This window comes from Paraburkholderia sp. GAS32 (assembly GCF_050434225.1).
Lineage (GTDB): Bacteria > Pseudomonadota > Gammaproteobacteria > Burkholderiales > Burkholderiaceae > Paraburkholderia > Paraburkholderia madseniana.
On record NZ_JBNPVS010000012.1, the window covers coordinates 138,937 to 153,665 of the forward strand.

The following is a 14,729-nucleotide window of genomic DNA, read 5'->3' on the forward strand; positions in this document are numbered from 1 at the left end:
ATCATCGGACGAACGTGAGCCTTCGAAAGCATCGCAGGAAGTCGCGCTGTCGACAGTCTCGCCGTTCCGCGGCTCGGGCCTTCTGCTCGATAACTCGAGGGGCGCGCCGCAGTCCCGCTCGATGCGCGGGCGCACAATCGCCGAAAAAATGGGAGGACGAATCGAGACGATAACGCGTCACAGCCGGCCTCCAGCGGCAACGCGTCGCACGAGACAGCAAGACTAAGTCTTGCCGTACCGTGGCAGTGGCTCGAACTGCCGCGAAAGCTCCACGCGGTGAGCGCTGTATGCCGAAAACCGAGGCCAGTAGCAAATCACGTACGCAAGCGGAATAAAGGATGTGACAGTGGTCACGCTCACGGTGGCGCTGATGAGCAGGAAAATCAGCATGACGAAGCCGTCGCTCGCGGTAAACGCGATGACACCAAAAAGAATCAGCGCACTGAAGATCCCCATTTCAGCGACCGTGGCAGCCAGACCGGCAAATGGCACACCGGCGTCCTCCATTTCGCCCTGGATCAAACGGATGTAGGGAAGGTACTTGTAGTGCGTGATGATGTCGTGTGCGGTGATGCCGCTGACGATATCCCCCAGCCGCGCATCGAACAGGAACGCGTAGCCGGCCAGCCGGTGGCCAAACGTTTCTGAGTCGAAGAAATCGTTCGATGCAAGGTACAGCGAAATGGCCGCGGTCACCGCAAAGTACGCAACCATTGTCATCAGTGGGTGGACCGACCGCAATCTTGCACGCACGGGATAGAGCGCGGCAAAGAGGAACAGCGTCATCGACGATTTCGAGAAGCTAATGAAGAGGCCGATAAGGTAAATAGCAATGATTTTCTTGTTCGGTGAATCGCTAAGCAGGTACACGATAAAAGACGTCACCAGCAGCGAAGAGAAGAATCCCGCCTCACGCGAAAATCCCGAGACGCGAGCAAAGTAAAACACCTCGAAGAAGTTCGTATAGGTACTGGTCGCATAGTTCCCCCAGATCAGTTTCGCGAGATTCGTCGGTCCGAGTTGCATCGCGAAATCACGGTCGATGTAGTACATCGCGAACTGCACGATTGCGAACAGGATGTTGATGACCATCCATGGATGAAGATAGCTGATGCGGCGTTCAGCCGTGTACATCAGGTAGCCTATGCAGATGGCAATCGAGAGGACCCGCACTGCAGCCGAAGGCGAAGTCAACCCGCTTGCCACGACCGCGATGAGCAACGGGCCGGCCCAACGACGAGCCGTGCCGCTCAGGAAGCGCGCGAACTCCGGATCGAGAAACGGGATCAAGAGATAAAAATATAACGTGATCCCGTTCACCTGCGGATTCAGAATAACGCAGGTAAAAAACATGTAGAACAGCGCGGATATCAGTCTGGAGTACATTGTTTTCTCAATGCAAAAACGCGCGGGGCAAGACGCTTACTCTTGACTCCTCCAGTCGCGCGGAATGGTCCTAGCCGGCTCATCCGGCAACTCTACACGCCCCGCCGGCGACGATCACGATTCGGCATGCTCTTGCGGGACACCCGCTGCAGAATAGGCTGCCGCATAGCCGTAGCTGCGTTTCTCGCTGCGCCGTCGCGGCATTGCATTGAAGATCATGCCGACCAGACGCGCGCCGGCGCGATCGAGACGCTGCGCGGTTTCTTCCAGTTCCCGTTCGCTCTGAGCGTTCGGACGTACCACGAGCAGCGTCGATCCCGCGACAGAGGCGATCAGATTTGCATCGCTGACTGCTAGTACCGGCGGTGTATCGATAATGATCAAGTCATACAGCTTGCCAAGATGGCCGACGAGTTGCTGCATGCGAGGTGTCGAGAGCAACTGCGACGGATTGTGTGGGAACCGGCCTGCGGCAATAAACGAAAGGCCATAAACATCGGTGTTCCGAATCACGTGATCAACGTTGACATGACCGTTCAGGACTTCGGCGAGGCCGCCGGCACCGGTCTGCTTGAAATTGGCGGCCAACTGGCCCCGGCGCATATCGCCGTCGATCAGCAATACGCGCTTGCCGGCCTGCGCATTGATGACCGCCAGATTTGACGATACAAAGCTTTTCCCCGTGCCGGGCGTCGCACCCGTCACGACGAGCACGTTATTCGTCGCGTCCTGAATTTGCCGCTGCAACGACACACATATACCCCGCAACGCCTCAAGCGGTATGTCATCGTGCCCGTCGGTCGCGAGCAGGAAGCGGCCGGTGGCCCACTCTGCGTCTCGCAAAGCAGCGCCACTATAGGCCAATCTGGGAGGCGATCCGGTTGCGCCTCCGGCTACTTTCTGTTGCGCTCCACCAGTGAGGCGACCCTTCGTTGACTGCGAGTTCGAATTCAGCGCACGATCCCGTCGGGCTTGCTCGTCACTGAACAGCACCTGACCAAAGACCGCCAGGTTCAGATGGCGCCCGGCCATCGTCGAGTGCTCAAGCGTGGACGACCATAGGCGCCGGACAAAGACATACAGAATCGCCGCCATCAAACCGCCGACGGCACCCACGCCTATCACCAGGGCCCGCTTCGGCTTCACGGGATCCACGGGCAACAGCGCGGTGTCGATGATGTGCACATTCCCAAGCGTGCCAGCCTGCGTCACAGCCAGCTCGTTGGACTTGTTGACCATCGCGACGTAAATGTCCTCAGCGACCTTTACGTCGCGAGTGAGATCGGCAGCCCGGCGCTCGGAGGCGGGCAACTGGTCGAAGCGCGCTTCGAACGCGCTTTTAGCCTTTTGCAGAAGCTCGATCTGGCTATCGACGGTCTGCACGTCACGTGAGGTCGGTGTGAAGTGACTGGCCAACGCCGCTCTTTGTACTTTGAGCATCGCGATCTGGCGATCGAATTCAATGCTGCCCTGAAGGTACGACGAAGCTTCGGTACCCGCTTGCATCGAACTCGACGCGGTTCTGTACTGGCTCAGTTCGGCCTCTGCATGGGTCAGGTTGGCGTGAAGCTGCGGCAATTCTCCGACGATGAACTCGCGGGTCTGGAGCGCCTCTGCGCGATGCTGTGCGATGTGGGAAGCGATGTAGCCTTGGGCGATGCCGTTGGCAATGGCCTGGGCCAGTTCTGGATCGGGGTTTTCATAAACGATCTGTACGACGCCCGTCTCCTTGCCCGACTCGCTGACCTTCAACTGGTGCAAGAGACGTTCGATTGCCTTGACGTCGCTAAAGCGCACGAGCGTGAATTGGGTTCCAGGGCGCGCTACGAGCCGCTCCATGGTGAGTGCCACGCCGTTGGCCTCAGCCGGTATGCCGGGGGCGCCCTCGAGGAGCGTGCGCCCGGCAACGGCGAGCCGGTAGCGGCCGCCGTTAAGGACGGTCAACGTTAGCGGTTTGTCTTCAAGCATGGCGGGAACGGTCAGTGAACCGACGGACGCGTCCTCTCCGCCCCATGCATAGCTGCTCAAACCGCCCAGTGCCGGCATAGGCGTGCCCGGCGTGGCGAATTGGCGGGTGATCGCGCTGATAACCGGGATGTCGTTCGCCGTAATTGAGGTGTCCCGCTTGAATTTACTGATCACCGGCACAAGCACGCTCCGGCTTTGGATGATCTGGATCTCCGCCTCGGTAGGCAGCGTGGACGGGACGACTTGCTCCAGCGCCTTCGAAGCCTCACCGAGCGCGTTGGGCTGAGGGAAATCGACCTTGACCAATGCATCCGCGGAATACATAGGCGTCGCGATAAAAGCGTACAGCGCAGACGCGCCCGTCACCAGGAGAACAATGCAGATGACCAGCCCAAGATTGTCGACTATCAGCCGCCATAGTTCGCCGCCGGAGAACGCGTCCACGTTATTCCGCAGCACAACCGGCGGATTACCGGAAACACTCGTATTCATACGTCGGACTCCTTGTGTGTTGGGACCGGAACGAATCGCTGGCTCGCGAACCGCTTTCCTCGAAAGCGCTGCGCCGACTGTAGTGCGCAAAAGACTGGATCTATGGGTCCGGCGAGCTCGCATGCGGGTGGTGTCTCGCTTCGCAGATTGTGGCGTCGCAGCAACGCGGTCTGTGCTTTACCGCACACGACTCCAAAATCGCGCCACCCATGGTGTTTCCGAAAAAAGAACAGCCTACGGCTTGCAGAAAGCACGTAGGCTGCACGGGTAGAGGCTTGTTACGCTAGCAGGCTAGCGAAATGGCGGATCAGACGGGATTCGCGGCAACGAATTGTTTGAAGCTCGTGTAAGCCGGGTTCTTCGTGACACCATCTTCTTGCACGAGGCCATAAGCCGGATCGATCAGGCAATACATCATGATCGACTGGATGTTGTATTGATCCTTGAGCGCACGATACTCCTTCAGCGCCGCGGTCGTGTAGCTGGCCGCTTGCGCTGCGCTGTCCTGGCTGCCCGACCAACCCCATTCCGTCAACCAGATCGGCACGTTAAAGGAGTCCTTCAGAACCTGCAGTACGTTCAGGCACGCGTTGTTTTGCCATCCACAGGTGATATCGCCTGAGCTTTGGTACCAGTGGTACGTCGTGTAGTCCCAGCGGACTTGCTGCTGACCCGAAACGCCGTTGGCACTGCCATCAGGCTGGATGCCGGACCACAGCATCTGCAAGCCGCGGTATGCAAGCGGGATACCGACATTCACGCCACACTGAATCGACGAGTCGATCGCCTTGACTCCGTCGATCATGCCACGGATAACGCCGCGGAACGCCGGCCAGATGGCGGGGCTGTAGTTGCTCGTCAGGCTGCCGTTACCCGTGGTGATCAGGCCAGTCGCGTCGAGTTCGTTACCACACTCGATGTACTTGACGAGCCCCTTGAGCGGCTTGGTGCATGCGACCGCCAGGTTGTAGCCCAAGGTGTACGCCGCCGATTCGGAGCCGTTCTTATTCCAGCCAGCCGAAATAGGATTGAGCACCGGCATGATGGCGACGCCGCTGCCGGCAAACGCACCGGTCAGTGCGTTGGCGACCGTTTGAGCCATTCCGCCATCGGCGACGTCAACGCGATAATTCGTGACGCCGAGATCCTTGAGCAATGCGAGTTGCGCGGCCGCCGACATGGTGTGGTAGATGCCGCTCGGGTAGGCAAGATGGCCGTTCATGCCGTAGAACAGCGCGCCGGAACTCGGTGCGGCGACGGTGACTGGAACAGACGTCGTGGTCTTGGTGCCGCCCGGCTGTCCGGCCGCGACGGTAAATCCCATCACGTCGAACTGATGCGCGCCTGTGGACAGTTTGGTCGTGTCAACCTTGATAGCGAACGTACCGTTGCTCGGTTTCGTGTCGGCGCCAATCTTGGCGCCGCTCGCGTGGTCGAATATGCATACGTTGACCCAATTGCTGCCCGCGGTGCCTGTCACCGTGACAGAACCGGATACAGTCGCGTTGGCTGTCGGGGCGGTCACCGTAAAACTGCCTGGGCTTGCCGTGTTAGCCACCTTCGCGCTATTGGCTACCGCGCCGGGCGAGTCTGCGCCACCGCCACCGCATGCCGAAAGGGCGAAGGACCCTGCGCCCGCAACCAGGCCGGCGAGAAATTTCCTTCGAGGGACAGATGCAGTGGGAATTAAAGCGGGGACGGAATCCAGAAGATGTGTCTGATTCCTTGATCGTTTAGATAAGGTCATGAGTACAACTTACGCATTTCTGTTTGGGGATCGCAGTATATGCGTCACACTTTTTCCGATGTTGTAACTGGATGTAAAAATCCGACGAAAAGGCGATCATTCTCCATACCTAATACAAAAGGTAAATATCTGCATTACTGATACGCAAAATGAGAACGAGTGTGTGCTCGCGCACATATCTTTGTTGCATTCACGCGGTGAAAAAAAAGAATTAGTTCCGTTAATTATCTATTCACAGAAGTTTAATTTTGTGCTCGCGCCTTGCCGCCGGGCGATTCCCCGGTTTTCCACGCTATCCGCCCCTTATAAAAAACCACTCGGCAATGGATTTATTCATACGAATATGCAAGCAGATCGCCTCCTCCAATTTGTATGATTAATAAAGCCGGCATCCGGACAAATTGATTAAGCAGGTAATTCCCCTCATTTAGCGAATCCAATTTACGCTTTCTTCACATTAAATAATCAAAGGTGCAGCGGACTCATCAAAATCCCATGCGACCCCAATCAAACCGACTATAAATATCCGTTCGGCAGACTGAAGGTGACGCGGTCCATGTGATTCGCTCTCCATACAAAAACATCGACCACTGCCAAAGTAGTCAACCGCAAGAAATTAGCTCGCGACACCCGAACGCGCGGTACACGACGGGATTTGCGCTGTGTGCGCAAACGTACCGAAGGCGAAATATCAAGTGGGCACCCTTCTCCTCGGTGACGTTGTCTGCACGGTCGCGCGCAAGACACCGCATTCCCGGCCCCGTCCTGCTCATGCCTGCTTTTGATTTGCAGCGCGGCCGCGTTTTTCGAAGGTGACCAGTGCCGGATCCGGCGCGTGCCCGTTCCACCGCGGTGCCGTTGGGTGCCCGAGCTCTCCACGGCCGTTCATGTGCTGCTGATGACTTGAATGGCCGCCACCGTTGCGCGTTTCTCTAAAGGACTTCGAGAGATGAAATATGATGCCTTGATCGTGGGGGCCGGCTTTGCGGGCGCAGTGTGTGCTGAGCGCCTTGCCGCTGCCGGCAAGCGAGTGCTGATCATCGACAAGCGGAGTCACATCGGCGGAAACGCGTTCGATTGTCATGATGAGAACGGCGTGCTGATCCATCCATACGGTCCGCACATCTTTCACACATCCGGCAAGCGAATTTTCGAGTATCTGTCGAATTTCACCGACTGGCGGCCCTACGAGCACCGTGTACTCGCTCATGTGGACGGAGAGCTTTATCCCATCCCTATCAACCGGACGACGATCAACAGGCTATACGACCTTGATCTGGACGAGCAGGGCGTGACGGCGTACCTCGAATCCGTTCGCGAGCCCCGGGACGCTGTCGCGACGAGCGAAGACGTGGTGTTAAGCAGCGTCGGCCATGATCTCTGCGAGAAATTCTTCCGCGGCTATACGCAAAAGCAGTGGGGACTCGACCTCTCTGAACTGTCAGCGGGGGTCGCTGCACGCATACCGACCCGCGCAAACGACGACGACCGCTACTTTACCGATGCGTTCCAGTTCATGCCCGCCCAGGGTTACACATCGATGTTCGAGAAGATGCTCGAACATCCGAACATCGAGGTGCGCCTGTCAGAGGATTTTCGCGCCATCAGGTCGATCGTGGAACGCGAGCACACAATCTATACGGGGCCCATTGATGCCTATTTCGACTTTCGCTTCGGCAAGCTCCCCTACCGCAGCCTGTTCTTTCAGCATGAACATCTGGGCGAAGTAGAACGCTTCCAGCAGACCGGGACGATCAACTACCCTAACGACCAGGAATACACGCGGATAACGGAATTCAAGCATCTGACCGGCCAGCAGCATAGCGGCACGTCGATTGTGAGGGAGTATCCGCGAGCCGAAGGTGATCCGTACTATCCCATTCCTCGTCCCGAGAACGAGGCGCTTTTCAAGCGCTACCACGAACTCGCGGAGGCCACGCCCGACGTCACGTTTGTCGGAAGGCTCGCGCAATATCGTTATTACAACATGGACCAGGTTGTGGGCGCTGCGCTGAAAGCCGCCGAGGAGCTGATCGAATGAACCCCGTAAGCGCTGCCGCAATCGTTGTTTCGTACAACCGGCGAGCCTTGCTGGAAGAATGCGTCGAAGCGCTGCTTGCTCAAACGTGGCCCGTCGATGCGATTTACGTAGTCGACAACGGCAGCAACGACGGTTCGCGCGAGTATCTGGCTGCCGTTGAGGCAAAGCACGACAGGGTTTTCGTCGTTCTGTCGGAGAGCAACACCGGCGGGGCCGGCGGGTTCGCAAGGGGCATCAGCACTGCCTTTGCCAAAGGCTTCGATTGGTACTGGCTCATGGACGACGACGCAGAGCCTATGCCCGATGCGCTCGAAAAACTGCTGGTGTCCAAGGACGCCGCACGCACTGACGTTGTTGCACTGTGCGGCACGGTATTTGGCATCGATCGGCGTGTGCAGTTCTGGCATCAGGGAACGTTCGACGAACGGATGCGACTCATTGTGTCAATGCCCGAGCACCACGCGGCCGCCTCCTTCAAGACCGACTATATGTCGTTCGTTGGAGCGTGCATCCGGCACGATGCGATTCAACGCGTAGGGTTCCCCGCCCACGAGTACTTTGTGTGGAACGACGACGTCGAATATACCGCGCGCCTGAGCCGCATTGGTGAGCTGCGTTGCGTAACCGCCTCCCAGATGACACACAAGGACGGAGAAAACCGCGATTTGATCCAGCGTCCGCGCTCTTTGCGCGCGTGGATCGAGACCAGGCGCATGCCCGCAGCAACGCAGTGGAAGTACGCGTGCGGGCTGCGCAACTATGTCGATATGGTGTTCAGGCATCGCGGTCCCGCACCGTTTTGGGCCGCATCGATTTTTGCAAGAAGGCTTGCTCGTATTCTCGTCTTCGGCGATCGCCGTTTTAGCGTCATCGTGCTCTATGTCCGCTACTTTGAACAGGCAGTGGGTCGAAGGCAGTTCGATACAGTCAGACCGACCGACTGGAAGAGATCTCTTGGTGATTCCTGAGCCCGACCGGGCCCGCAGCAGGCGACCTCCCTTGATAGGCCTACCGCCGCATACCCGTACATTACAGTTGAAGCGTCATTTCCTCCTCGCATGGAGCGCGCTATGAACATTTATCATTCGTAAGGAGAACTGTCGTTTCGACAAAGCTTAGTCAAATAACGCCTTTTCTCGCGCTTCGGCTCTGATCGCCTCCTAGGATTGATTTCACGATTGCAACGCGCGTCCTTGTCGTAAATCGTGGTTAGAAGTCGCCTGTTTGCGGACTTCTCAACATTGCAATAACTTGAAGTTCAGGAGGTGGATTTATGGCTAACGCACTAAGCATAATCAACGCTGCTCGACTTGTTGCCGCTTTGATGCTCACCGGCATGGCCGGTTCAGGCGTACAGGCGCAAAGCTCGAACGCAGCACCAGCAGCAGCGCTCGCGCCGGATGTTGCGGCAGCCGCAGCGGCGGCAGCAAAGGTACCGTTCCCGTTCCCTCATGGCCTCCACCCGTTCGGCAACGGACCGCACGTCGCGCCCGCCAGCGCGCTCGACGGATCGCAGATAGACAAACAGAACGGCGGAAACACGGTCAATCCGAATCGATTCCGCGACGATAGCGGGCCGGCCGCCGATACGCCATTCCAGGCTCCCGAACTGGCAACCGCTGCTACGTTGGCCCGGACACCGGGAGCCTCCACCGCCGCGACCTTTGCAGCAACCGACTGGCCGACGTATGGCATGAACAGGCAGCGGACCGGGTATAACCCTGTCGAGACGGTGCTGAACGCGACCAACGTGAGCACGCTGAAACAACACTGGGCGTCCCCTGTTCTTGACGGCGCCATCCTGACTCAGCCGGTTTTGGCTACCGGCGTGTTGATCAACAACGTTCCGACCGATATCGTCTATGTTGCGACGGAGGGAAACACAACGTGGGCGCTGAATGCCACGACGGGGGCCACCATCTGGAAGAGTGCCCCCATCCCTCAGGCAATTCTGTCGCAGGGCTGTAGCGGGCTATTCCAAGGCAAGATTGGTGTGCAGGGGACGCCCGTAATCGACCATGCCAACAACCGCCTGTTCGTCGCGAGCGGGAAAGGTTACTTGCATGCGTACGATATGGCGACCGGCGTGGATCTCCCGGGCTTCAACTTGCCTCTCCTCGACGCGGCGAATGCTTCTCCGCTAACGATGGTGTACGGCGGTTTGACGCTCAGTCCCGACGGTTCCTCAATATACGTTGCGACGGCCGGTGACCCCTGCGATACGCAGCCGTACCACGGACAGGTTATCCGCGCCTCGACCACCAACCCAGCCGCCATTCTGCAACGCTGGTTCCCCACCGGGGCAACCGGACCGAACGGGGGCGGCATATGGGGCTTTGGGGGCGTATCGATTCCACCTGACGGTACAGTCGTCTATGCACTGACGGGCAACGCATTCGCCACTCCCGAAAACGCAGGGTTCGCCGAACACGTCGTGAAGCTCACCCCAACCCTGGCGGTGGCCGCGTCGAACTCGCCACTGACTCCCTCGCCCAACGCAGACATCGACTTCGGCGCTACGGCATTGCTGTTCCAGCGTCCCAACTGCCCGACGATGCTCGCTGCCTACAACAAGTCGGGCCCTCTGTTCATTTATAACCGGGCCACCATTCAGCAGGCGGGTCCCATTCAAACGTTGACGATTGCCCAGAGTTCGAACGACGGCAGCAACATAGGCATGCCTGCGTTCGACCCGGTGCTCAATCAGCTTTACGTCGTGTCTCCCTCCGATTCGGGGACTTTATATAAACACGGGCTCATTGCACTGTCCATCGGTAGCACCTGTTCCGTCACCCCCAAACCTGTGTGGCAGACGCAAGTCGGCATCAACAGCCCCAACTTCAATCCGGCTATTCCGCCGGTCGCCGCAAACGGTGTGGTCTACTACGCCGACGGGATGGGCAACGATGTGTATGCATTCAACGCGACAACCGGAGCCATACTTTTCCACGACCACTACACGCCAGTTCAATCCGGCGAGGGTAACTTCTCATCGCCGTCGGTCGTGAACGGGCAGGTCTTCGTCGCGGGCAGCGACCATGTGGTTCATGCCTATGGCCTTTAACTGATCAAGCTGCCCGGGGCAAGCCGTGCACGTCAACTCACGCGCGCGTCTCGGGCAGCCCTCGTCATCCACCCGTCTTCTTTCCCTTGCGTCTCTCCCGCTATCGCTAAAGCCGGATCTACTCAGCCCCCCAATTTCAAAAATGCCTTCGCGCCCGATTATCTCAGCTCCCCTGGCACGCCACGCGCGCTGCGCGCCGGCCAAAGCCAAACCAGGCGCCGCCGCACGGCACCTTTTATCCGTTTCGGCGTAAGCTTCCCAAGCCACTCCGGCCTGGGCGCGGCCGGTGCATTCAATCGATCTTCAAGCCAGCGCAATCGCGCCTCATTTTCCCGCTCACGATCAGCGTAGAGCACTAGAGGAAACGGGTGCGCAAGCCGCGGACCATAGAGCGCGAGCGCCGTGTCCACGATGTCGCGGTTCTCCTCGCGCTGCGTGAAGTACGCAAGATGGACAAACGGTACGCGGCGCACGCAGACGATACGGAGATCGTTGCGTTCGCAATGCATGTGCATCATATGCTCGTCATCGCGGCCCCCGTCGTCGATCGCATTCCACAGCGACTTGCGAAACAGGATGCAGCCGATCGAATAGCGAGATTGCGATGGCACATCGCACTGCTCCAGCGATTGCGTCGCAGCGATGAATGCGTCAGGCTGAAGGGTGGTGCGCTCGTGCAGCCAGCGCGCGATGTGCGGATAGCCCCATATGGTGCCGTTCGTACCGGTCTCGATCTGCTCCGCCGGAATGATCCGCAGCGGAAAGCGCCCGCTGCTGCCCGAACCGACGAAATGCGGATGCGCCTGCGTGGCAAAGTACTCCTGCTCCAGATTCATCGCCTTCAGCAGCTGAGGAAAACCCCATGCGTTGTTATTGATGAGCGGCGTCACGTACGCCAGCTTCCGGCCATTTCCCCGCTCAGCGCTGTCATAGGCCTCGACCATCTGGTCGAGCCATTGATGCGCAATCGGAAATGCATCGTCGTCGACCTTGCAAACCAGGTCGATGTTTTCGAACTCCGGTTTGGACAGTAACTTCCTGATCGACCGATAGGGGTCCCCTGGTACGATGTCGTCGACGACGTTGACGACACCGGGAAACAGTCTTTCGTAGCGCCGGGCCACACCGAGGGTGCGCTCGGCGTCGTACCCGCCGCGGCAATTCTGCAGCACGTAGAACGGCACACCCGGCGGTCGGTAGGCCATTTGACTCGCAAGCGCCAGCTCGAGCGCCGCATAGTCGCGACACGCAAGTATCACTACAGCCATTCTGCGTGCCTCAACGTCTGGATGCGATGTGTTCATGCGTCAACTCCTTTTAACAAACTCGTGCATTTGGCATTAATCAGTCGATGCCCTTGCCAGGAAAATCGGAACTCTTTTCTTAACCAGGTAAAGCGCCATGCAGCCGGTGACAAGCGCTTCTGTCGCAAGTATCGACATCGCTGCGCCTTGCGCCCCAAAACGAATCGAAAGCGGCACCAACAGCGCGATGTTGAACACACCGGATCCCAGCAGGATCTCGCTGAATTTTTTCTTCATGCCGAGCGGTAGCATCATCTGGAGCCCAAGCACGTTGTTTAGCGCCACCATCCACGGCACAAACGCCATCCACCGTAGAACGTCGACCACCGGCGCATATTGAGGTCCCATACCAATGCGAACGATCCATGGAGCAAGCGCCCAGAGCATCACCGATACGGCGAACATGATTGTGCTCATCGCGTAAAGCGCCTTGCGCACGAGCGCATAGGCCTTCACGGTGTCCTCGGCAAACAGTGCATTGACGCGCGGATACATGGCGTTGCTGAGCGGCGCGATCAGGGACTGCGCCACGTTGCGAATCTTGTCGGCGGCACCAAAGTAACCTAGCGTTACGTTGCCTGCCAGAAATCCGAGCAACACGCTGTTCGTCGTCGTATAAAGACTGATTGCAGCGGTCGCCATGAACACGTGCCATCCGTCCCTGAAGGCTCCGATGACATCGCTTACGCCCGGAAGCCAGAACGAGATCAATCTCATGCGCGCGATCAGCGTCAGTGAGATCAGCCCGGCGACGACGGTGCTCATTGATGCGATGAGCGCCGCTCGCCACGTGTCGTCGGGCGAGTGGACGAGGAGGTAGGTAGCGGGTATGACAAGCAAGCGTGCGCTCAACGTTGATATGGTGACAAAGGACATCCGCTCCAAACCCTGGAAGAGCCATTGCGGAAATAACACGGTGCCGATCACCAACGGAAAGGTCGCAAACATGATGGGCCGAATCTCAATGAACTTCGGCACCAGCAAAACGCCAAGTACCAGAAGCGCAAGGCCAACGCACGCTACCAGCGTTTTGGCCACCTGCGTTTTCCAGAAAATTCTCGAAACAGCGTCGCGGTCGTTCTGCACCCTTGCAATCTCGCCCGTAGCTGACCAGTTAAAGCCGTAGTCGGCCAGCAGGACCAGATAGGTCACCACCGCCTGAGCAAAAACGTAGGCGCCAAAGTGGTTGGGACCCAGCACGCGGAACAGATACGGTAACGTCGCGAGCGGCAGCACCATATTCGCCACTTGCAAGACCGACAGGGCCAGCATGTTCCGCAATATTCCGTGCGCCATAGTGGGTCAGTCCGTGGTTATTCACCGATTCTCTGAATGCAGGAGGAGATGGTGCGCGAGTTACGCGCGCATCCACCACAGAGCAGTTGCCCGATCGACTTTTCTACGCTTTGATATGCTAAATAGTTTTCGACCACCGTCACCCATGGAAACCGCCTGCCATGCGTGCTGCCGGCGGTCCGTGTCTGGGTCTATGTCATCCGCATGATATGTGCCAGCCGCTCCGCATAGCACTGGGGCAAAAATGGGCTAACGTCGTAACGCCGCTCCGGCGTAGCGAGATGCGCGGCAAGCCCATCAAGCGCCGCTCGAAGACTTTCAGGGTCATCGCGATACGTTATCTTGCTGCCGACGGCATTGCCAAAATCCAACCGATGGGCACCCTCCCGGATCAGCGTGGGCAACCCCAGCATCGCCGCCTCGACAATGACAAGCGGTGCGACTTCCACCCCCACTGAGGGCAGGACGATCGCATCGGCAAAACGTCGCAGTTCCGAGAACAACCGGTCCTGCGGCAGGCTGCCGAAGAAAACAAGCTTTCCCGACTCGATCAGCGGCGCATATCGTTGCTCGATCTCTTCGCGGTCGGCACCGTCGCCGAAAACACCTATGCGCTCGATACGCGCAAAATCGATCGAGCTCGCGAGCGCGATAAATTCCGCGAGACCCTTCTCGCGTACAACGCGTCCGACAAATGCAAGGCTGAAGCGCTCCCGATCGCGCACGCTCACCGGCTTGTTCGTCACACCGACGACCGAGGGGTTGTAAAGGACCACCGTGTTGTCGATCCCTCTGCGATGCAAAGCCTCCTGCATGAAATCACTTGGACAAATTATCCGATCGAAGATGCGCTCTGGCTTGTACACCGCGCGCACTGTATGCCAGTAGGCTTTCGAAAAGATGTCATGGAGTGCGCCTTTTGCGCTGACGCGCAACATCAAGACATGCCCCGTTTGCAACGCGTCGAGCGTCAAATGCTCGATATTGCCGTTCACCATGTAGTGCAGCGTCGGGTTGTAATAGATAAGATGAAAATCGTGACATGTCATATACGCGGCGTAACCTAACTCTCGCTTATGTCGAGCGATCACGCCGAGTACCGATGCTGATAAAGCATTGTGGTAGTTGTGGACAAGAATCCTATCCGGCCGGAAGGCGCCAAGAGTTTGCTTGAGCGCGCGCGCGGCCGCCAGGTTCCACGATCTGGATAGCAACGACAAACTCCCCTGGAATCGACTGACGTCAAAGCATTCCACTTCCACGCCGGACATTGCGCGTAGAAGGTCAGCGGACTGCCGATAGACGACCTCCGCCCCGCCCTTTTGCTCGAAATCGTTGATAACCAAGACTCTGTATTGCTGCATGCCTGCCTCTTGTCAAGCAAGCGCGGTGCGCTCCACCAAGCAAGAGTACTTGGTGGCATATGAAACG

General features: G+C 58.1%; 9 protein-coding genes. 3 read left to right on the forward strand and 6 right to left on the reverse strand.

The window, feature by feature from the left end; all coding sequences use genetic code 11:
- Positions 1–222 precede the first annotated feature (222 nt).
- From P3T25_RS17105 to P3T25_RS17115, 3 genes are all read right to left on the reverse strand, one after another.
- The gene (locus tag P3T25_RS17105; RefSeq protein WP_429358469.1) at positions 223–1,386 is read right to left on the reverse strand and encodes a hypothetical protein; all 1,164 of its coding nucleotides are present in this window, start codon (positions 1,384–1,386) and stop codon (positions 223–225) included.
- A 114-nt stretch (positions 1,387–1,500) separates the two neighbouring features.
- The gene (locus tag P3T25_RS17110; protein ID WP_429358470.1) at positions 1,501–3,846 is read right to left on the reverse strand and encodes a polysaccharide biosynthesis tyrosine autokinase; all 2,346 of its coding nucleotides are present in this window, start codon (positions 3,844–3,846) and stop codon (positions 1,501–1,503) included.
- Between the two features lie 307 nt (positions 3,847–4,153).
- Complete coding sequence (locus P3T25_RS17115) at positions 4,154–5,371, reverse strand: glycosyl hydrolase (RefSeq protein ID WP_429358471.1); 1,218 nt, start codon at positions 5,369–5,371, stop codon at positions 4,154–4,156.
- A 1,171-nt stretch (positions 5,372–6,542) separates the two neighbouring features.
- Here P3T25_RS17115 and glf point away from each other — a divergent pair.
- From glf to P3T25_RS17130, 3 genes are all read left to right on the forward strand, one after another.
- The gene (gene glf / locus P3T25_RS17120; protein WP_429358502.1) at positions 6,543–7,634 is read left to right on the forward strand and encodes a UDP-galactopyranose mutase; all 1,092 of its coding nucleotides are present in this window, start codon (positions 6,543–6,545) and stop codon (positions 7,632–7,634) included.
- Complete coding sequence (locus tag P3T25_RS17125; RefSeq protein ID WP_429358472.1) at positions 7,631–8,602, forward strand: glycosyltransferase family 2 protein; 972 nt, start codon at positions 7,631–7,633, stop codon at positions 8,600–8,602. Before glf ends, P3T25_RS17125 begins: the two co-directional genes overlap by 4 nt.
- A gap of 356 nt (positions 8,603–8,958) precedes the next feature.
- A complete protein-coding gene (locus P3T25_RS17130) occupies positions 8,959–10,698 on the forward strand; it encodes a PQQ-binding-like beta-propeller repeat protein (RefSeq protein ID WP_429358473.1) in 1,740 nt (579 codons plus the stop codon).
- Positions 10,699–10,856: 158 nt separating this feature from the next.
- Here P3T25_RS17130 and P3T25_RS17135 read toward each other — a convergent pair whose 3' ends face one another.
- The 3 genes from P3T25_RS17135 to P3T25_RS17145 form a co-directional block, all read right to left on the reverse strand.
- Positions 10,857–12,002, reverse strand: a complete 1,146-nt coding sequence (locus tag P3T25_RS17135) for a hypothetical protein (protein ID WP_154559466.1) — start codon at positions 12,000–12,002, stop codon at positions 10,857–10,859.
- 36 nt (positions 12,003–12,038) lie between these two features.
- Positions 12,039–13,274 carry a flippase gene (locus tag P3T25_RS17140; RefSeq protein ID WP_429358474.1) on the reverse strand — a complete coding sequence of 412 codons (1,236 nt, stop codon included), beginning with the start codon at positions 13,272–13,274 and terminating at the stop codon, positions 12,039–12,041.
- A 215-nt stretch (positions 13,275–13,489) separates the two neighbouring features.
- The gene (locus tag P3T25_RS17145) at positions 13,490–14,662 is read right to left on the reverse strand and encodes a glycosyltransferase family 4 protein (RefSeq protein WP_429358475.1); all 1,173 of its coding nucleotides are present in this window, start codon (positions 14,660–14,662) and stop codon (positions 13,490–13,492) included.
- Positions 14,663–14,729 lie beyond the last annotated feature (67 nt).

Bases quoted from the DNA above. Each gene is read 5' to 3' on its own strand.
- P3T25_RS17105 (WP_429358469.1), bottom strand. From the start codon at position 1,386: ATGTACTCCAGACTGATATCCGCGCTGTTCTACATGTTTTTTACCTGC.
- P3T25_RS17110 (WP_429358470.1), bottom strand. From the start codon at position 3,846: ATGAATACGAGTGTTTCCGGTAATCCGCCGGTTGTGCTGCGGAATAAC.
- glf (WP_429358502.1), top strand. From the start codon at position 6,543: ATGAAATATGATGCCTTGATCGTGGGGGCCGGCTTTGCGGGCGCAGTG.
- P3T25_RS17125 (WP_429358472.1), top strand. From the start codon at position 7,631: ATGAACCCCGTAAGCGCTGCCGCAATCGTTGTTTCGTACAACCGGCGA.
- P3T25_RS17130 (WP_429358473.1), top strand. From the start codon at position 8,959: ATGCTCACCGGCATGGCCGGTTCAGGCGTACAGGCGCAAAGCTCGAAC.
- P3T25_RS17135 (WP_154559466.1), bottom strand. From the start codon at position 12,002: ATGAACACATCGCATCCAGACGTTGAGGCACGCAGAATGGCTGTAGTG.
- P3T25_RS17140 (WP_429358474.1), bottom strand. From the start codon at position 13,274: ATGCTGGCCCTGTCGGTCTTGCAAGTGGCGAATATGGTGCTGCCGCTC.
- P3T25_RS17145 (WP_429358475.1), bottom strand. From the start codon at position 14,662: ATGCAGCAATACAGAGTCTTGGTTATCAACGATTTCGAGCAAAAGGGC.